The following is an 18,962-nucleotide window of genomic DNA, read 5'->3' as shown; positions in this document are numbered from 1 at the left end:
CAGAGCGCGCGATCCATCTGTCCGTTGCGGCGGATTCGAGTAACAAGGGAAACAACGATGAGGAAATCGATCACTCTCACGGTGGCGGCGGTCGCCACGGCAACCGCGACCATCGCCACCGCGCACGCCGAACCCGGCGCGGGCGAGGTCGGCTACCACGCGACGGTGAGCGAAACCGCTACCACGATCACCACCGACGCCGGATCCCTGGCGTCCGACGGCGGCAGATTCACGATCAAGGCACCCGATGGCACCGTGCTCGCGGGTACCGACCTCACCTTCCGGGTGGACGATTTCGTCTTCCCGATCACGGCCGATATCACCGGCCGCACCGCGCGACTGACACCGCTGTTCGATCGGCAGCACGCCCAATATCAGCCGGTAGCACTGCCTTTCGAGAACCAGGCGCCCTGGAAGTCCGAGTACGAGCGCGAGCAGACAGCCTGGAACCGCCTGGCCACCACCTTGCAGATGGGCGCGAGCATCGGCACCGCCGCCGGAACGGTGGGTGGCGCCGCCGTCGGCTGCGTGCTCGGCGGCATCGCGGGCGCGACGGTAGCCGCGGCGGCGATCATCGGCCTGTTCGGCGCATTCCTGCCCGCGGCCGCGATCGGCTGCCTCGGCGGCATGATGGCGCTGAGCGCGCTCGGAGCCATCGCCGGCACCCTGTTCGTCGCCACACCCATTGCGCTGATGGCGGCGGCGCAGTACTTCACCACCATCAACCAGCCCGCCCCCACTCCGGCGCGATAGTCGACCGGAAAGCCCTCGGACAGCAGCGCCCGTGCCTCGGCCGAAGCACGGGCGCGCTGGCTTACCGAATACTCAGGAGGCGTTGGAAGGATGGTGCGAAGTTGATAAAGTCGGAACCCTGTCCAACCGGAAAGAGGTGCGCCGTGGCGCGGACGCTCGTGGCCGATCACACCGGCCGCCTCACTCGGCAACGAATCCTGCAGGCCGCCTTGGAACTCTTCGCGGAGCGGGGCTATGCCGGGACTTCCATCGCCCTGATCGCCAAGCGTGTCGGGTTGTCACAACCCGGTGTGCTGCACCACTTCTCCGACAAGCGGTCCTTGCTCATCGCAGTACTCGAGGAACGCGACCGTGTAGACGCCGACGGGCGGACCGGCAACCGCTACGAGGGCCTGACCATTCGACAGGCTCTGGACTTCATGGTCGACACCGTCGAGCACAACCTCGATAAACGCGACGCCATCCGGCTCTCACACGTCAGCGGCCTGACGGCGGGCGCGGACGCCGAGGCGGCCGCCGAGTGGTCGCGCGCTCGCCTGGCCCGCATGCGGTCGGACATCATCGAGTTGGGCGTCCGGGCCCGCGAAGACGGTTCCATTTCCGAGGACGCGGACATCGATGGACTGGCGTCGCTGGTCATCGCAACCTTCCTCGGACTCGAGCAGCAATGGCTGCTAGATCCCGAATTCGACATGGTGACTGGGATGCGGACCTTCACCCGTCTCCTCGCGACTGAACTCGGTCTCGGCCCAGCCGAATCGGATAAATCCACGACGCCGCACTAGCACCGCAGCGCCCGGCGGCGCAGATCCGGCACCGCCCCCTCCGCACGGAGCACATGGGCGACGCATACCTCCACTGACCTACTAACCATTAAGTAAGCCACCCTCTCGCGTTCGAAAGGTCGATCTGTGACCGTTGCATCCCCTTGGCTCATTCCCGAACACGTCGGAACCGGGCGGTTGCGCGCTCATGCCGTCGACCACGACGATCGGCTGAATCTCAACGGCCGCTGGGACTTTCAGCTGCTACCCACCCCAGAGTCTCCGATCGGGGCGGAGTGGACCACCCTCACCGTCCCCGGCGCATGGACCATGCAGGGCATCGGCGACACACCGATCTACACCAATGTCACAATGCCGTTCGACGGACCGCCGCCGCGCGTGCCTCCGGCGAATCCCACCGGCGTCTACCGCCGGAGCTTCGAACTCCCTGCCCAATGGGCGAGCCATCGTGTCGTGCTGAACGTCGGCGCCGCCGAGAGCACGCTGCTGGTGTCGGTGAACGGTCACCGGATCGGGACCAGCTCCGGTAGCCGCCTGGCCGCCGAGTTCGACCTCACCGGCGCGCTGCGGCCCGGACCCAACGAATTGATCCTCACCGTCGTGAAATGGTCCGCGGCAAGTTATCTCGAAGATCAGGATCAGTGGTGGCACGGTGGGATCACCCGCGATGTCTATCTCTACGCGACCGGCGACACGTACATCGCCGATCTGACCGCGGTCGCCGACTACGACGCCGACACCGCCGGCGGGTCGCTCGAACTGACCGTTCAGGTCGATGGGCGCCTGGACCCCGGGCACCGGATCGAGGTCCGCGTCGCCGGGACCACGGTGGGGGCGGAGGTGCCGGTGCGGCAGGCGCGCGAACTCCCCTCCGCGGCGGGCCTGCCGCCGGAGCTGGACGATGTCGATCTGTTCGGACTGCATAGCGCCACCATCGCGGGACAGCCGATGGCGCCCGGACTGCGACCGCTGGCCGATGCGCTGCTCGCACGGCTGTTCCCGGGTCCGGCCGGACTCGTCACCGTACGAGCCGAGCTCCCGGATGTGCGGCCGTGGACGGCCGAAACCCCGGTCCGGTACGAGGTCGTGGTGAATTTGCGGGGACCCGACGACACGATCATCGAGACGGTCACGCAGCGGGTCGGCTTCCGGCGGGTGGCGATCAGCGACGGGAACCTGCTGGTCAACGGGCAGCGCATCTGGATCCACGGGGTCAACCGGCACGAGTTCCACCCACGCACCGGCCGCACGCTGACTCGCGCCGATCTCGAACGCGAACTCGCAGTGCTGAAGCGGCACAACATCAATGCCATCCGCACCGCACACTATCCCCCACAGCCGGAATTCCTGGACCTGACCGACGAATACGGCTTCTACGTCTTCGACGAGGCCGACATCGAATGCCACGACTACGCCGCGACCCTATGCGGCGACGCGCGCTACCTGCCCGCCTTCGTCGATCGCGCGGCGCGAATGGTGTTGCGGGACAAGAACCATCCCAGCGTGATCGCCTGGTCCCTCGGCAACGAATCGGGGTACGGCCCCAATCACGATGCCGCCGCGGGGTGGATCCGCAGCGCCGACCCCACGCGTCCGCTGCACTACGAGGGCGCCATCGCGCGGGACTGGCATGCGGGGCATTCGGCCACAGACATTGTGTGCCCGATGTATCCGACGCCCGAGGCATTGAGGATCTACGCCCGGCACCCGCACACGAGGCGACCCCTCATCATGAGCGAATACCAGCACGCCATGGGCAATTCGAACGGCTCGCTGGACGCCTACTGGGAGGCCATCCGCAGCGAACCCTATCTCCAGGGCGGCTTCATCTGGGAGCTGTGGGATCACGGTCTCGATCCGGACGGGGACGGCCGGTATCGCTACGGCGGTGATTTCGGTGAGGCCGTGCACGACGGCGAGTTCTGCATCGACGGGTTGTTGTTTCCCGATGGCACACCGCATCCCGCCATGCGTGAGGTTCGGCATATCTTCGGTCCGCTGTCCGTCACCGATACCACCGATCTGCTCGATGGGCGGCTCACCCTCCGCAACGAGCGCACGTTCGCCGACCTCGGCGATCTCGCGGTCACCGTCGCCGTGGCGACCGAAGCCGGAACCGGCCCGGAGCGGACCGTTGCGATGCCGGCGCTGGCACCGGGCGAGAAGGGAGTCGTCGAGCTGCCGACCGCGACCTCGGCCGATCTGATCGGTGCCGGAACGGTCGCACTGCATCTGTACGTCCGCACCGCCACCGACACCGTCTGGGCGGCCGCGGGTACCGAACTCGACGTCCGCCAAGTAGTCGTGCGTCCGCAGCAAACGTCCTATCCCGCAGCACCTTCCGCCAATCCGGTGCTGGATCTCGACGATGTCGGCCTGCTGCGGCATCCACTGCTGACCACCCCTCCGAAACTGTGCGTGTGGCGGGCGCCGACCGACAACGACCTGTCCCGGTTCGTGCGAGGACGATTGCTGCGCACCGGACTGGACACCGTCACCCGGACCTGCGACCAGGTGGCGCGCACCGACACGACGGCGACCATCGCCGCCAGATACCTCACCGCGGGCGGCGCCGAAATCGGCCACACCCAGCGGATCACACTGCTCGACGACGGCGTGCTGCGCTTCGACGAACTCGTCACCGTGCCCGAAAAGATCGCCGAACTCCCCAGGGTAGGAATCGAATTGCAGCTCACGCCCGGATTCGAGCGGGTCATCTGGTTCGGCGACGGGCCGCACGAGAACTATCCGGATCGCCGCGCCGCCGCACTGCTCGGCCGGTGGGACGCTGCCGTCGACGAGATGCCGGTCCCCTATCTGCGCCCGCAGGAGAACGGCGGTCGTGGCTCGGTCAGCTGGCTGTGTTTGCGGGGAGCGCACCAGGTGGCACTCGCCTTCGACCAACCGATGCAGATCTCGGTCGGCCGCAACACCATCGAGGACCTGCGGTCGCATCGGCATGTATGGGAGCTCCCGCACCGCGAAACGACGGTCGTGCATTGCGATATCGCGCACCGCGGGCTCGGCTCGGCCTCCGTCGGCCCCGATGTGCTTCCCGAATTCCGAGTAGGCCCAGGCATTTTCGCGTGGAGATGGCATCTCGCACTGGGCCAGGAAGCGCTGTCATGACCGCCCTCACCGATCCCGTCCGGCCGGGCGCCCGATTCGGGGTCACCCTCGGCGGCGCCAATTTCGGTTTGCAGCTGGTCGTGAATTCGGTGCCGCACGTGCTGATGGCCTTGCAGATCCAGGATATGGACCCGGCGCACAAGGAGATTCGGCTGGGCGTCGCGACGGCGGTGGCGGCGCTGCTCGTTGCCGTCGCACAGCCGCTGTGGGGCGTGCTGTCGGATCGATCCCGCAGCCGCTTCGGCCGCCGGACACCCTTTGTGCTGGGCGGCGCACTCATGACCGCCGCGGGGCTGCTGGCCTTGTCGGCGAGCGACACCTACACCGGTCTGCTGATCGCTTGGTGTGCGACGACGGTGGCCTTGACCGCGGTCCAGGCCACGCTCATGGCGGCGCTCCCCGATCGGGTGCCCGTGTCCGCGCGCGGTGTGTTCGCGGCGGCGGCCGGGCTCGGCGGGACACTCGGTGCGCTCGGCGGCCAGATTCTATTTGCCAAGCTCGTGGGTGGCGGCTATCTGCTCCCCTATGCGGTGGCCGCCATTATCGTCGCCGGATCGGCCGGGCTATTCGTCTGGCTGAATCCGGAACCGCCCGCCGAGCCGTCACCCCGGCCGAAATTCAGCCTGCGCTCGCTCTGGGTGAATCCGGTCGAGCACCCCGACTTCGCGTGGGTCTTCCTCAGCAGAATGTTCGTGCTGACCGGCTTTTTCATGGTCAACGGCTACCTGCTCTACATTCTCGCCGACCATCTGGGCCTGGGCCGAGACCGCGCCCTGCATCGGCTGCCGCTGGTCTCGATGGTCAGTGTGGTGACGGTGGTGATCGCCTTGGCGATCGCGGGCGTGTGGTCGGACCGGGTGGGCAGGCGCAAGCCGTTCGTCTTCTGGTCGGCGGTGTTGATGGCGGTCGGCCTGACCGTGACGGAATTCGCGACCTCCATCCCGGCCGTGGTCGTCTGCATCGTGGTGATCGCGTTGGGCTACGGCACCTTTCGCGCCATCGACGAAGCGCTGATCACACTCGTGCTGCCCGCGACGGACTCCGCCGGTCAGTACATCGGCATCGCGCACCTGTCCACTCACCTCGCCAATGCGGCGGCACCGGCGATCGCCGGTGTCACGATCGCGTTCGCCGGCGGATACGCGGTGTTCTTCCCGCTCGCCGGCGCGCTCGCCCTGGTCGGCGCCCTGTGCCTGCTGCCGCTGCGTTCCGTTCGGTAAATGCCCTCCACCAGAAGGAGATCCCCGACCGTGCATCCCAAAATCAGCGAACTGACCGATGCCGAGAAGGCCGCGCTGTGTACCGGCGCGTCGTACTGGACACTGGCCGGCGTACCCCGGCTGGGAATCGAAGGCATCACCGTCGCCGACGGACCGCACGGCCTGCGGATGCAGGACGGCGCGGTGGATCATCTCGGCATCGCCGACTCCAGACCGGCGACCTGCCTTCCTACCGCAGCCGCGCTGGCGTCGAGTTTCGACACCGGACTGATGGAACGCGTCGGTGCGGCGCTGGCCGCGGAAGCACGCGCCGAAGGCGTATCGGTGCTGCTGGGACCGGGCATCAACATGAAGCGAAGTCCGTTGTGCGGCCGAAATTTCGAGTACTTCTCCGAAGATCCGTACGTGGCCGGCGCACTCGGCGCGGCCTATGTTCGCGGCCTGCAGTCGGGTGGGGTCGGCGCGTCGGTGAAACACTTCGCCGCCAACAACCAGGAAGACCACCGGATGACGGTGTCGGTGCAGGCGGACGAGCGCACCCTGCGCGAAATCTATTTTCCCGCCTTCGAAACCGTGATCCGCGAGGCGGCACCGTGGACGGTGATGTGCTCCTACAACCGGATCAACGACACCTACTGCTCGGAGAATCACTGGTTGCTGACCGAGCTGCTGCGGCACGAATGGGATTTCGAGGGCCTGGTCATCTCCGATTGGCTCGCCGTCAACGATCGGGCCGCCGGTGTCGCGGCGGGGTTGGACCTCGAGATGCCGCACAGTCCCGACGGGCCCGCACGGGTGCTGGCGGCCCTGAGCTCCGGCGAGTTGGACCGCGCGGATCTGGACCGTGCGGCGTCACATGTACTCGCATTGCTGGATCGGGCACATGCGGCGACCGGCCCGAGTGTCGTGGATCCCGAAGCCCATCACGCGCTCGCGCGGGAGGCCGCGCGTGAATCCGCTGTGCTGCTGAAGAATTCGGGCGCGCTGCCGTTGGCGGGGACCGGTGGTCCGCTCGTGGTGGTCGGGCCCTTCGCCGAGTCACCGCGCTATCAGGGTGCGGGTAGCTCCCGGGTGGTTCCCACCAGGTTGGACACACCGCTGGAGGCGTTGTGTGCGACCTTCACCAATCGGCGCATCCTCTACTACCCCGCCTACGACGCCGAGGCCTTGTCCGCCGTCAGTGGTGCGACCGAGGCAATCGTCTTCGCCGGGCTGCCCGAGAGCGCCGAATCGGAGGGTTTCGACCGTACGACCCTCGACCTGCCCGCTGAGCAGACGCGGTTTCTGGATGAGGCGCGCCGGCGGGCCGGTCGGCTGACCGTTGTGGTGCAAGCAGGTTCGGCGGTGACGCTGCCCTTCGCCGATCATGCGGACGCGATCCTGTTCACCGGGCTGAGCGGACAGGCCTGCGGTTCCGCGTTGGCAGAGTTGCTGAGCGGCGGGCATTCACCCTCCGGGAAGCTGGCCGAAACGCTCCCGATCGACCCGCGCCACGAGCCTGCGTACGGCGCGTTCCCCGGCGACGGCCACACAGTGGACTACCGCGAGGGGATTCTGATCGGGTACCGCTGGTACGAAACCCGTGGTCTGCCAGTCGCTTTCCCGTTCGGGCACGGCCTGACCTACACCCGTTTCGACTATTCCGATCTGGTGGTGGCGGTCGACCCCGCCGAGACGACCGCCACGGTGTCTTTCACGATCACAAATTCCGGCGACGTCACCGCCGCCGAGATCGCCCAGGTCTTTGTCGCAGATCCGGAATCGGAGTTGATGCGGCCGGTGCATGAACTGAAGGGATTCGCCCGGATTACGCTCGAACCCGGCGAATCCCGTTCTGTCACGGTGGAACTGGATCGCCGAGCCTTCGCCTATTGGCATCCGGGCAAAAGCGATTGGCATGTCGAAGGCGGCGAGTTCGTCATTCAGGTCGCCGCGTCCAGTGCCGATATCCGGCTGGCGCAGCGCATCCGGCTCTCGGGCGAACCGCTGCGCCGTCCCCTCGACGCCACCGCGCCCACCGCGGCCTGGCTCGCCGATCCCTATGTGGGCCCGCGCATTCGGGCGGTGCTGGCACGGGGCGCGGGCGGGCGGGCCGGGGTGCTGCTCGACAATCCCGACCTCGACCGTGGCCGCTACGAGACGCTGCTGGCCATGCCGTTGAACCGGCTCGGGCGTATCCACGACGTCGGGTTCGACGCCGCCGCGCTCGCCGAAATCGTCAACTCCGCACACGAAGGAAACGCATGAGAATCATCTACGTCGACGTCGACACCCTGCGCGCCGATCACACCACCCCCTACGGCTATCACCGCCCGACCACGCCGAATTTGCAACGGCTGGCGGACAAATCGGTCGTTTTCGACCGCTACTACTGTTCCGACTCCCCCTGCATGCCGTCACGAACGGCCTTGACCAGCGGGCAGTTCGGCATCACCAACGGGGTGATCGGGCACTTCGGCTCAGCCGCCCAATTCCGGCTCGACGCCGGACACGGTCCCGAACCCGACCGCCCCCTGCTGGGTCAGCTCCTGCAGTTCGGCGGCTACCACACCACCGCCATCTCGGTATTCGCCGAACGCCACCGCGCCTACTACTTCCACGGCAACTTCCGCGAATCCATCAGGGCCACCCCGAACTGGGGCGACGAGGACGCCTCGGATATCAACCGCGCGGCCTTCGATTGGCTGCACCGTCACGCCAGCCAGGACAACTGGTACCTGCACCTGACGTACTGGGAACCGCACACCAACTACACCCAGCCGGTCGAGTGGACCGAGAAGATGGCCGAATCCGGCCCCGTTCAGGCCTGGCCCGACGCCGAGACCATCGCCGCCCACGCCGAAATCTACGGCCCGCGCAGCGCATTGGACCTCAACTACTCGATGTGGGGCGCCCGCACGTCCCCGGTCCCGCACAATATGCCCGACGCCATCACCGACCGGGCCGACTTCGAACACCTGATCAACGGCTTCGACGGTGCGATCTCCTATTGGGACCACCACTTCGGGCAGCTGCTGGCGACCCTGGAAGAACTCGGCATCGCCGAGGACACCGCGATCATCGTCAGCGCCGACCACGGCGAATCCCTCGGCGAACTGGGCATGTACGCCGAACACGGGATGGCCAGCGAACCCGTCCACCGGCTGCCGCTGGTCGTCTACTGGCCCGGCGTCACCGACCGGCTCCCCGCGGACTCGCGCCGCAATGACGCGCTGCTCTACAACATCGACCTCGCCCCGACGCTCTGCGAGATGCTGGATCTTCCGAAACCCGCTGGCTGGCAAGGAGAATCGTTCGCCGCCGCCCTGCGCGGCGAAGATCTGGAGTCACGGCCCTACCTGGTGCTGGGGCACGGCGCGATGACCTACCAGCGAGCAGTGCGCACACCGGACCATCTCTACATCCGGACCTACCACCCGGGCACCTTCCGCACCGAATGGGAACAGCTCTTCCACGTCGCCGACGACCCGTATCTGACCGACAATCTCATCGATCGTGAGCCCGAACTCGCCGCGCACCTGCGCTCGTACCTGATGCAGTGGTGGGACGAGGTCGCGGGGCGTCCCGGCTGCCTGCCCGATCCGATGCAATCGACCCTCCAGGTCGGGCCCACCCTGTACAGCCAGCCCGACCGCTACGCGCAGCACCTGCGCGACACCGGCCGGGCTCATCTGGCGGAGCACATGGAAGCCAACCTGTCCGCCGTGAACGTTCCGGTCCCTTGGCACGCCCCGCACGAATCCCGCACCGCGCAGCTGGTCCGGAAATGGTCCGCCATGACCGACGTGAGTGCGCCGAGCCACTGAAATGCGTTGCGGGTGAGCACTACTCACCCGCAACGCATTTGCTCATCTGACGTCGAAGACCACGGATTGCCCGAGATCGTTCACGATCGAGCCGACGCACACCGCGAAGGTGCCGGGTTCCCGCACCCGGGCGTGCTGCTCGATCGACCAGTGCTGCAGCGGCCAGCAGCAGAAAAACCCCGACGCCAGGTAGCGCCCTTCTTCCGGCCGAGGTATCCCGGGCGCTTCCGGTCCCGCGAAGGGGTTCGGGCGGAGACCTTTCGTCTGGATGAGGTAGTCGAATCGAATGGTTTCGATTGAATAAATTATCCCGCGCATATGCCGGCTCCAGCGTATCGTCTGATCGCGGTGAATAAAGGGGCGAGAGGTTCCCTCGTTCCTGCTCCTGCCCGGATCCATTGATCTCGATGCAGTCGAAAGACTCGGTTCTGCCTCTGCAATCAGACACCGTCGACTGGTGCATGCTGTGCGATTGTGACCGAAGTTGCCTCGACAGCGCGTCAGGTATCCGCCCCCCTGCGTGCTGATACGTCGCGTGCGCGCATTTGATATTTCCCGACATTTCCATGCCACGGTTCGCGAAATCCCCGGCGATACCCGCTTATTGCAGCGGGCATTTCATCGGTCGGGGTCGGCAGATCATGGAAGGAGATTTCCGTGTATCACCCGCGCATTGTGAACATCCGTTTTCTCAGTGCCACCGCCGCGATCACCGCTATCTCGGTGATGAGCGGGCCTGCTGCTCATGCCCAGCCCGATGGCCACGATTGGGACGCGGTCGCCGCGTGCGAAAGCGGCGGGAACTGGAGCGCTGACACCGGCAACGGCTACTACGGTGGCCTGCAGTTCACCCAAGGCACTTGGGCAGCCGCCGGCGGCAGCGGGTCACCCGCACAAGCCAGCCGCGCCGAACAAATCCGTATCGCCGAGAATGTCCTGGCCACCCACGGCCGCGGTGCGTGGCCGGCGTGCGGGGCATACCTGTGACGCCTATCGTAATCCGCAAGGGCTATTGCCGTTCGCAGCCCCGGTAATCACCGATATTCCGTCGACGGTATGGGCCGCCGGGAATGCCGAGGGATCGGCGTAGCCCTGGCGGCATGAGCGCCGTGATTGTCACGGGGCAAGCAGCGACCGTTTCAGCCCGTTGTTTCTCTCCCGGATTCTCTCGGTCGGCGTGCGATGATCTGCTCCTGGGCCCACTGGGCCCACTCCTCGGTCATCGCGCAGTACCGTTTGCCCCATTCGAGGGCGATATGTCCGTATTCGGAGAAGTCGTCGTCGTCCCATTCGGTGGTTTGCTCCAGTGCGGCAAGCGCTTGCCCTCCGGCGCGTGAGCGTTCTTGGACGGTGGCCATGTGGTCCAGGGCCTGTTGCTGGGGAAGGATGCCGAGGAAGAAGATCCGCAGCAGCATCTCGTTCCGCGTGGGTGTTTTCGATTCGGTTGTGCCGAGCCAGTTTCTGAGCTCGGCGTCGCCCGCCGGGGTGAGTGCGTATTCCTTGCGGCGGCGCGGCCCCTCCTCGGACGCGGTGATCAAACCTTCCCCGGCCAGCTTCGTCAGCTCCGTGTACACCTGGGTCTGCGAGGCCGACCACACGTTGTCGAGCGAGCGGGCGAACCGCTGCAGCAGGTCGTAGCCGCTGGCCGGTTGGTCGGCCAGCAGGCCCAGCAGGGCATGCCTGAGGCTCACGACTCCACCTCGCTGGCGCTCGGCTCCGTCGTGCGCCTGGCGCGCTGTGTTGATGGTTCGCTCCGCTTCGCTCCGTTCACGACTCCACCCCGCTGGCGCTCGGCTCCGTCGTGCGCCTGGCGCGCTGTGTCGATGGCCCGCTCCGCTGCGCTCCGTTCATGGCCATCACCCTACATTGCGGTGTTGACATGTCGTAGCCGAAGTATCATGATGAACTCATATTCCGGTACCGGAATATCCGTGAACAACATGTCCATGTTGGAATATCTAGGAGTCAGCTCGTCATGTCCTACCTGCGCACCTTCGCCCCCTGGATCGTGTACGCGGTCGTGCCGGACCACTACTGGAAGTGGGCCGCACTGATCGGCATGTGCCTGTCGCTGATCGAGATCACCCGTCTGGTCCGGGCCGGCCGGGGTATCACCGGAATGGTCATCGACCTGGGCACGGGCGTGTTCTTCATCGCGCTGACGATCGTTGGGTTCGCGGACCCGAACACGCCGCTGCATCCGTACTCGCCGGCGATCTCCAGCGGTGTCCTGATGCTGGTCGCGGGGACCTCGATGGCCCTGCGCATGCCGTTCACCCTGCCGATCGCCAAGCAGTCGACGCCGCCGGAGCTGTGGTCGAACCCGGGATTCCTCCGCGCCAACTACCTCATCACCGCCGTGTGGACCGCCAGCTTCACCATCGGGTGCATCGCGCTGGCGGTGCTGGCGCACTCCGACGGGCCACGGATCGCGGTCCAGGTCGCCGCGTTCGCGATCCCGGCCACCTTCACCGTCCGCTACAGCGCGCACATGCAGGCCGTGGCGCGGCGCACGAACCCGTCCGCCGCCTAGGCCCGGCCGTTCGCACCGCCCGCGCCGGCCGCACCATCCAACCCGAATTGCGCTGCGCCGCATACACACTCAGATCAAGGATGTGCCCGTCATGAACAGCCTGGTTCCCCATCTACTCGGCAACTTCGCCCCCGTTCCCACCGAGATCAGCGCGACCGAACTGCCGGTCACCGGCGCCATCCCACCCGAATTGACCGGCTGGTACCTGCGCAACGGCCCCAACCCGCGCACCGGAAGCTCGGCACACTGGTTCGTCGGCGACGGCATGGTCCACGGCGTCCGGCTCGAAGCCGGCCGCGCCGTGGCCTACCGCAACCGGTGGGTCCGGACCACCAGATTCACCGGAGAAATACTGGGCGACAACGGCATCGACTCCCCCGACCTGACCGCCGGGGTCGCCAACACCCACGTCGTGCGGCACGCCGGACACACCTTCGCACTCGTGGAAGCGGCGCTACCGTACGAACTCGATATGCGGGCCGGCCGTGAACTCGACACCCTCGGCGCCTACGACTTCGACGGCCGCTTGCAGACCGCGATGACGGCCCACCCCAAGATCTGCCCTCGCACCGGCGAGCTGCACTTCTTCGGATACGGTGCACACCAACGCCCCTACCTGACCTACCACCGCGCCGACGCCACCGGCAATCTCGTGTACAGCAGGCCAATCGAGGTCACCGCCCCGACGATGATGCACGACTTCCACCTCACCTCCCGGCACGTCGTCTTCATGGACCTTCCGATGGTGTTCGACCCGGTGCGGGCGCAATCACCGGGAATGCCGTTCAGCTGGAACCCCGACTACGGCGCACGCCTCGGCGTCCTGGACCGCGCGCACCCCGAAACCCCGGTGCGGTGGTTCGACATCGAACCCTGCTACGTATTCCACAGCCTCAACGCACACGAAGACCCCACCGGGCAGATCCTGACCCTGCACGTGGTGCGCTACGACCACCTCGGCGACGGCGTCGCCCTGGGCGGGCGAGGCGAACTATGGCGCTGGACCATCGATCTCGCCGCCGGCACGGTCACCGAACACCAAATCGACGACCGCCCCACCGAATTCCCCCGCATCGACGACCGGCTCGCCGGCCTGCCCGCCCGGCACGGACACACCACCACCGGAGCGGTGTCCGGCGAACACGCCAGGGCGGGCGCCCTGCACCGCTACGACCTGCACTCGGACACCGCGACCAGTTACGTGTTCCCGCAGGGGCGGAACCCAGGAGAGGCCGCCTTCGCCCCCGCCGACGACAACCCCGGCGGACCCGGCTGGCTGCTCACCTATGTGTACGACGCGGCAACCGACCGCAGCGACCTGGTCATCCTGGACGCCGACGACATCGCGGCGGGTCCGGTCGCCGAGATCCACCTGCCGCGGCGCGTGCCCGCCGGATTCCACGGCAACTGGCTCCCCGACAACCCCGCACTGATCTCCGGCGGCCACGCCGCCTAGCTGCGGCGACACTCACCGACAGTGATCGGCTTGCGGCCACCCGGCCCGCAAGCCGATCGTTCGACTTGGCCATGGTGGCTCCGACCGCTGTGCGACGCCGCTGTACCCGCCGCCCCAACGGTTTGATCCGTCACGGACCGGCGGGCCGTCGACCGATCCGCGCAGGGGGCACTTGCTGGTGAGGCATGGACGTGTCAGCGGTAGGAGCCGCTGCGCAGATCGGTAATGGCGTCGAGGCCGTGGGGCCGCCAGCCGAATCGCTCACGCGCCGCCTCGCCGCTGACCGATTGGTCCAGGGCCAGCGCGTCCGCGAACGCCCCGCCCAGTTCGGCCCTGGCCTCGCTCAACGGCCAGACCGTCGGCGCGGTCAGCACGCCCGCCGCTGCGCCCGCCGCTGCGGTCAATTCCCGGACGGGAACCGCGGACTGGGTGACACCGTGCCACATCGTTCGGGCCGGTGCATGCTCGACAACCTCGCGGAACAGATCCCCGAGATCCTCGATGTGGACCATCGGCCACCTCACGGTCGCGTCCCCGATCATCAGCGGAGCACCGTGTTTGCGGGCCAGGTCGATCAGCAGCGCGGGGATTCCCCCGCCCCGGCCGTGGATGATGCCGGGCCGGATCACCGTCGAGCGCACGCCCGCCGCGGCGAGGTCGAGCACTCGTTGCTCGATCCCGGGCCGGTAGCCCACGATCGGGATCGGGTTGACCGGGAAGTGTTCGTCCGCAGTCTCGTGCCCCGTGGCACCCAATACCCAGACGCCGCTGGTGTAGACGAAGGGCCGTCCGGTTCCGTGCAGCGGCTCACTCAAAGCGTCGACGGCCGCGGCATCCACGGCGGCATCCCCGGTCGGCACACCCGCGTGGATCACCGCGCCGATGTCGGGTGTCACCGCTGTGGCGAGGGAGTCCGGGTCGGTGAGATCGCCGGTCCGCTGTTCGTAGCCGTGGGCCGGCGCCGCGCGGCCGGGCCGCACCAGAGCCACGACGTCGTGCCCCGCATTCGACAGTCGTTCCGCGACAACGGAACCCAGATAGCCGGTAGCCCCGGCGATCAATACACGCATGATTCTCGCACCCTTAGTAGCGAACGGACGATCGGACGTGGCCGGAGCGATGGCGTCCCGGACACGGGCTGCCGCTCGAGACTCGTGGCTTCCATCCGGATGGGCGGGATCAAGGATGGCCGCACCCGCTGAGACGGCACTGTCAGCGACTGACAGCCCGGTGTCCGTGGTCGAGCAGGCACTGGCCACCTGGGGAACCCAACCGTGCGTGTACTTCCTCGCCTACCGCGCCTTGCACAATCACAACTAGGCGGCCGGTGTGCAGCCGGCTCGGCCTGAACAGAGCGCCGCGGAGGCCTGAAATCAGCGCCCGGCGGCCCGGCCGCATTACCTAGGCTTCGGCCGCCGCGCCCTTTTCGCGACACGAAGTCCGACTCCTGGCAGCCCCTTGTGTGCGCCGTGTTTGGAGGCGCGGGTCATGACCAAATCCCCTACGCGCAGCGGCTTGTTGAAGTTCGCTGGTACGTACGCCAAGATCCGGGCCGGAGCATCGCCGGGGGAGACGACAGGCGTGAGGGAAACGACCCGCGGCAGCACCAATAGTTTCGCATGGCCGTATGACGCTGAATCCGGCATGAAATCGGCGACTATGAAGCTACCGGCACGTCGGTTGCGATCCCCCATGTATCGACCGTAGGTGCGCCTGGAAAGAGGGTTGATCCTCGCGGCTTCACCGCGTCCCTGACCTTCATCCTTCATTGCCCTCACCCTTCCTGCGAGTTGTCTCACGAACGGGATGTCGAACCGAATGACCGGCCTGGGTATAACTACTGCTCAGCATCCCACTCACCTCGATCCGACTGTGGTGAAACGGGCAACTGTGGTGAAACGGGCAACCGAGTGCGCTGCACGCTCCCGTCCTTCTCACCGAGATGCTGGTCGGCGCCGTGGCCGGAGGCCTAGCGGGTATCCGCGCGCAGCAACGTCACAGGTGCAAGATCATCCGATCGTGGCTGCCTTCGATGTCTGCCGCCGTCCCCGGCCGCCCCTGCCCGGCTCCAGTCCCCGGTAAAACGTCGTAATTCGTCGGTCGGATTCGCGACGCTGCCTCGTAGGCGCGCGCAGAACGCATCCAGTGAGCCGTACCGAGCCTGGATCGTTGCCACCAGCAACGACGCCGCCGCGTCCCGCGCCATCAGGATCCTTTCGTTTACCTGGCAATCCGAATTGCTCTCGTGTGGACCGCGCCCCGCCCGTCCGGCGGCCCCGCCGGTCGCCTCAGCGGTTGCGTGCTGAGGGAGCGACTCGGACGAGGCCGCCACCGTCGCGGGCCAACTCGTATGTCTTCCACCCGATCTCGCGACGGTGAACGCCACGCTACCCATCGTCCACCCAATTCCGCTAACCCGCTGGCGAGTCGTCCGGCGTGCCATAACAGAAAGGGATGATCCAGACAGCAACAACGCAGCGATCACGAGGGCCGGGTGGGCTAGCGCCGGGGCAGGCTTTCCAGGGCCGCCTGCGCGGGGGCGTAGCCGGCTCGAGCGGATTTGCGGTACACGCGTTCGGCGGCGTCCGTGCGCCCCAGGGATTTCCATTGGTCGCCCAGGGCTTTCAGGGCGACCATGTCGCCGTCCTGTTCCACCTCGCGGTAGAGGTGCTCAGCGCGGTCGTCCTCGCCCCGCGCCTCGTGAACCGTTGCCAGATGGACCTTTCCGAGGATGTGGCCGTGGTCGACGTAGCGTCGGTACCAGTAGGCGGCCTGGCTGAGATCACCCGCCTTCATGCACATGTGGCCCAGGGTGAGCATCGAGAGCGTTTCGCCGCTCTCGGCGGCCTGCCGGTGCCAGCGTTCGGCTTCGGCTCGGGCGCCTCGCTTTTCGAGGAGTCGAGCCAGGAAGGATATGGCGACGGCGTCGTTCATCGCCGCGGCCTGGCGGAGCAGCCGTTCGGCTTCACCTATATCGCCGCGCTTCTGATGATCGCGGGCACGGGCCAGCAGCTGGCCGACCTCGCCACGCCTACGGCGGGCTCCCGATGATCGTGAATTTCTCTTGGGGATTTCCTGTTTCGGTGGGAGATCCGGAGGCGTCCGGGACTCGAGCAGTGTCAACGCCTGGGGGATGGAGGGGCGTAGCTCCGGCTGTTTGTCCATCAGCCGCGTGATGAGCGGCAGGAGTCGTCCGGCACGCGCGGGCGGGTCAGCCGTACCGAACATCACCGCTTTCATCGTTCCGTGAATGGTGTCGCGGCGAAACGGGGAGACCCCTTCCACCGCGTGGTAAAGCGTGACACCGAGGGAGTACAGGTCACCAGCCAGTGTGCCTTCCCCGTCGATGCGTTCGGGGGCCATGTACTCGAACGAACCGATAAGCGTCTCCTTGGCGGTCAGCGTGTGATCGGAATGGTGGCGGGCGGTCCCGAAATCCGTGAGCAGCACCTCGCCACCGGTGGCGAGCAGGATATTGCCCGGCTTGACATCGCGGTGGACCACGCCGGCATCGTGCGCGGCCCGCAGGGCCCGCAACATGGCGGCGGCGACGGTGGTGACTTCCGCGACGGCCATCCGCCCGTCGCCGTCGAGTCGCTGCTTCAGCGATCGGCCGGACACCAGGGGCATGACGATCCAGGGCGTCACGCCGTCGGTGACGACATCGACGACGCCGACGATATTCGGATGATCGCTCAGCCGAGCGGCATTGCGGGCCTCCCGTTCGGCGCGCGCGACTCGCTCGGCGTGCTCCGTGCTCGATTCGGCCTGCGGGAGCAGCACTTCCTTCACCGCGACCTCGACCTGCGCCTGCTCGTCGCGCGCTCTCCACACGGTCCCGAACCCACCACTGCCCAGCTTTTCGATCAACCGGTAGCGGCCGGAGAGCATCCAGCCCGGTCGTCCCAGCGCCGACATAGGGCCCCCAGCAGTTTTGTGCCACAGCAACTTCGGAACCAGTCAACCGTACCCCGTATCGACCGGCTACGACCCGAGGGCCACAGCCGTGACGACGCGTACAGAGTGGGCAACGTCGTTACGGTCCGATGCCGTCGGGTCGGCGGCGCGGGTGGTGTCCTTCTTGATCCGGGGCACGACGAAGATCGGGCAGACTGGGCGGGCCCGAACATGCAGAGTCCCCACGCAACCCCATGGGAGGCACGAGTGTCCAATTTCGAGCAGGCATTTCTCGACAGTATTCCCCTATCGCTGAAAAGAGCTGCGCTGCAGACGGTTCTGAGCCTCCCACGCCCGATCCGGCGGGCGATCGCGAGACCGGCCGCGCATGTCGACGGTCAGGAGCAGGATCTCGACGCCCAGCTTCTCGTTCGCCTCATGCGCCTCGCGGGCATGAAGTTGTTCTCCGATCCGATCGACCGGGCGCGGATCGACACCGTTGAGGGCTCGAGCCTCGTCGGCGGCCGTCCGGCCGGGCCCGGTATGGCCATCAGGGATATCACGATCCCGGCGGGCGATCACGACATTCCGGCGACCCTGTACTGCCCATCAGGTGTGTCGGTCGGCTCGGGTCTGCTCGTGTTCTATCACGGCGGCGGCTGGAGCGTCGGGTCGCGCCGCAGCCATGAGCCGATCGCGCGCTTCCTCGCCGCGCACGCCGACGTCCGGGTGCTGTCTATCGAATATCGTCTCGCACCGGAGAATCCGTTCCCGGCCGCCGTCGACGATGCGGTGACAGCCTTCGGTTATGCGCACGCCCACGCGGCCGAGCTGGGCGCCGACCCCGACCGAATCGCCGTCGGCGGCGACAGCGCCGGGGGCAACCTCGCGGCCGTCGTCGCGCAGCACACGGCGCACGCGGGCGGACCAGCACCGGCATTCCAGCTACTCATCTATCCCGCAACGGATTTCGAGGCGGATAACGCATCACGGAGCCTGTTCGCCACGGGCTTCCTCCTGACCGCGGAGGACCTCCAATGGGGGCGACGGACATACATACCCGCCGGCGCCGACCCCGCGAATCCTCGGCTCTCACCCCTGCGAGGCGACGTCACCGGCGTCGCTCCCGCACACATCGCCACCGCGGGTTTCGACCCGCTGCGCGATGAGGGCGAAGGCTATGCCGACAAGCTGGCGGCGGCCGGAGTCACGGTCACCCGGCGCCGCCACTCGAGCCTGCCGCACGGATACCTGAACTTCCTGTGCCTCGGCGCGGTACAGCAGGCCGCCCTGGACACCGCGCGCGCACTGGCGGCGGGTCTCGCACCCCGCCCTCGAGACTAGGCGGCCCCGGCCATCTCCCCCGAATGGGTGAAGACCCGA

General features: G+C 67.1%; 15 protein-coding genes. 11 read left to right on the top strand and 4 right to left on the bottom strand.

The annotated features are described in order from the left end of the window. Nucleotides 1–57: 57 nt before the first annotated feature. The 6 genes from KO481_RS13480 (at nt 58) to KO481_RS13455 (ending at nt 9,693) form a co-directional block, all read left to right on the top strand. Nucleotides 58–753 (top strand): DUF8020 domain-containing protein, encoded by a 696-nt coding sequence (locus tag KO481_RS13480; RefSeq protein ID WP_215917456.1) that lies wholly within the window; start codon nt 58–60, stop codon nt 751–753. Between the two features lie 143 nt (nt 754–896). Then, a complete protein-coding gene (locus tag KO481_RS13475; protein WP_215917455.1) occupies nt 897–1,538 on the top strand; it encodes a TetR/AcrR family transcriptional regulator in 642 nt (213 codons plus the stop codon). 126 nt (nt 1,539–1,664) lie between these two features. Beyond that, the gene (locus KO481_RS13470; RefSeq protein WP_215917454.1) at nt 1,665–4,667 is read left to right on the top strand and encodes a glycoside hydrolase family 2 TIM barrel-domain containing protein; all 3,003 of its coding nucleotides are present in this window, start codon (nt 1,665–1,667) and stop codon (nt 4,665–4,667) included. Then, complete coding sequence (locus KO481_RS13465; protein WP_215917453.1) at nt 4,664–5,887, top strand: MFS transporter; 1,224 nt, start codon at nt 4,664–4,666, stop codon at nt 5,885–5,887. The genes KO481_RS13470 and KO481_RS13465 overlap by 4 nt, the downstream gene beginning before the upstream one ends. A gap of 30 nt (nt 5,888–5,917) precedes the next feature. After that, nucleotides 5,918–8,134, top strand: a complete 2,217-nt coding sequence (locus KO481_RS13460; protein ID WP_308166587.1) for a glycoside hydrolase family 3 N-terminal domain-containing protein — start codon at nt 5,918–5,920, stop codon at nt 8,132–8,134. After that, entirely contained in the window at nt 8,131–9,693 is a 1,563-nt protein-coding gene (locus tag KO481_RS13455; RefSeq protein WP_215917451.1) for a sulfatase family protein, read from the top strand. Before KO481_RS13460 ends, KO481_RS13455 begins: the two co-directional genes overlap by 4 nt. A 42-nt stretch (nt 9,694–9,735) precedes the next feature. Here KO481_RS13455 and KO481_RS13450 read toward each other — a convergent pair whose 3' ends face one another. Beyond that, nucleotides 9,736–10,092: a hypothetical protein gene (locus KO481_RS13450; protein WP_215917450.1), complete on the bottom strand. Its 357-nt coding sequence runs from the start codon at nt 10,090–10,092 to the stop codon at nt 9,736–9,738. Between the two features lie 327 nt (nt 10,093–10,419). On the opposite strand from KO481_RS13450, the gene KO481_RS13445 reads away from it, so the two are divergent. Next, complete coding sequence (locus tag KO481_RS13445) at nt 10,420–10,680, top strand: transglycosylase family protein (RefSeq protein ID WP_215917873.1); 261 nt, start codon at nt 10,420–10,422, stop codon at nt 10,678–10,680. 152 nt (nt 10,681–10,832) lie between these two features. Here KO481_RS13445 and KO481_RS13440 read toward each other — a convergent pair whose 3' ends face one another. After that, nucleotides 10,833–11,384, bottom strand: a complete 552-nt coding sequence (locus KO481_RS13440; RefSeq protein WP_215917449.1) for a PadR family transcriptional regulator — start codon at nt 11,382–11,384, stop codon at nt 10,833–10,835. A 284-nt stretch (nt 11,385–11,668) separates the two neighbouring features. Here KO481_RS13440 and KO481_RS13435 point away from each other — a divergent pair, with 284 nt between their 5' ends. Together KO481_RS13435 and KO481_RS13430 are read left to right on the top strand one after the other, a co-directional pair. Continuing rightward, the gene (locus tag KO481_RS13435) at nt 11,669–12,226 is read left to right on the top strand and encodes a hypothetical protein (RefSeq protein WP_215917448.1); all 558 of its coding nucleotides are present in this window, start codon (nt 11,669–11,671) and stop codon (nt 12,224–12,226) included. A 91-nt stretch (nt 12,227–12,317) separates the two neighbouring features. Further along, nucleotides 12,318–13,682 (top strand): carotenoid oxygenase family protein, encoded by a 1,365-nt coding sequence (locus KO481_RS13430; protein ID WP_215917447.1) that lies wholly within the window; start codon nt 12,318–12,320, stop codon nt 13,680–13,682. 194 nt (nt 13,683–13,876) lie between these two features. Here the strand turns inward: KO481_RS13430 and KO481_RS13425 are convergent, their stop codons facing one another. Then, nucleotides 13,877–14,752, bottom strand: coding sequence for an NAD-dependent epimerase/dehydratase family protein (locus tag KO481_RS13425; protein ID WP_215917446.1), 876 nt, complete (start codon nt 14,750–14,752; stop codon nt 13,877–13,879). A gap of 115 nt (nt 14,753–14,867) precedes the next feature. Between KO481_RS13425 and KO481_RS43915 the strand changes: the two genes are divergently transcribed. Continuing rightward, a complete protein-coding gene (locus KO481_RS43915; RefSeq protein ID WP_281066083.1) occupies nt 14,868–15,002 on the top strand; it encodes a hypothetical protein in 135 nt (44 codons plus the stop codon). Between the two features lie 1,179 nt (nt 15,003–16,181). Here the strand turns inward: KO481_RS43915 and KO481_RS13420 are convergent. Then, nucleotides 16,182–17,600, bottom strand: coding sequence for a serine/threonine-protein kinase (locus tag KO481_RS13420; RefSeq protein ID WP_215917445.1), 1,419 nt, complete (start codon nt 17,598–17,600; stop codon nt 16,182–16,184). Nucleotides 17,601–17,846: 246 nt separating this feature from the next. Between KO481_RS13420 and KO481_RS13415 the strand changes: the two genes are divergently transcribed. Then, complete coding sequence (locus KO481_RS13415; protein WP_215917444.1) at nt 17,847–18,923, top strand: alpha/beta hydrolase; 1,077 nt, start codon at nt 17,847–17,849, stop codon at nt 18,921–18,923. The last annotated feature ends 39 nt before the right edge of the window (nt 18,924–18,962 follow it).

This window comes from Nocardia albiluteola (assembly GCF_018860155.1).
GTDB lineage: Bacteria > Actinomycetota > Actinomycetes > Mycobacteriales > Mycobacteriaceae > Nocardia > Nocardia albiluteola.
The sequence above is the reverse complement of the archived record's forward strand: the minus strand, read 5'-3'. Positions and strand labels throughout refer to the sequence as shown.

What these genes read in the sequence shown, in the direction of transcription:
- KO481_RS13480 (WP_215917456.1), top strand. Translation starts at nt 58, where the DNA reads ATGAGGAAATCGATCACTCTCACGGTGGCGGCGGTCGCCACGGCAACC.
- KO481_RS13465 (WP_215917453.1), top strand. Translation starts at nt 4,664, where the DNA reads ATGACCGCCCTCACCGATCCCGTCCGGCCGGGCGCCCGATTCGGGGTC.
- KO481_RS13455 (WP_215917451.1), top strand. Translation starts at nt 8,131, where the DNA reads ATGAGAATCATCTACGTCGACGTCGACACCCTGCGCGCCGATCACACC.
- KO481_RS13450 (WP_215917450.1), bottom strand. Translation starts at nt 10,092, where the DNA reads ATGGATCCGGGCAGGAGCAGGAACGAGGGAACCTCTCGCCCCTTTATT.
- KO481_RS13445 (WP_215917873.1), top strand. Translation starts at nt 10,420, where the DNA reads ATGAGCGGGCCTGCTGCTCATGCCCAGCCCGATGGCCACGATTGGGAC.
- KO481_RS13435 (WP_215917448.1), top strand. Translation starts at nt 11,669, where the DNA reads ATGTCCTACCTGCGCACCTTCGCCCCCTGGATCGTGTACGCGGTCGTG.
- KO481_RS13430 (WP_215917447.1), top strand. Translation starts at nt 12,318, where the DNA reads ATGAACAGCCTGGTTCCCCATCTACTCGGCAACTTCGCCCCCGTTCCC.
- KO481_RS13425 (WP_215917446.1), bottom strand. Translation starts at nt 14,752, where the DNA reads ATGCGTGTATTGATCGCCGGGGCTACCGGCTATCTGGGTTCCGTTGTC.
- KO481_RS43915 (WP_281066083.1), top strand. Translation starts at nt 14,868, where the DNA reads ATGGCCGCACCCGCTGAGACGGCACTGTCAGCGACTGACAGCCCGGTG.
- KO481_RS13420 (WP_215917445.1), bottom strand. Translation starts at nt 17,600, where the DNA reads ATGTCGGCGCTGGGACGACCGGGCTGGATGCTCTCCGGCCGCTACCGG.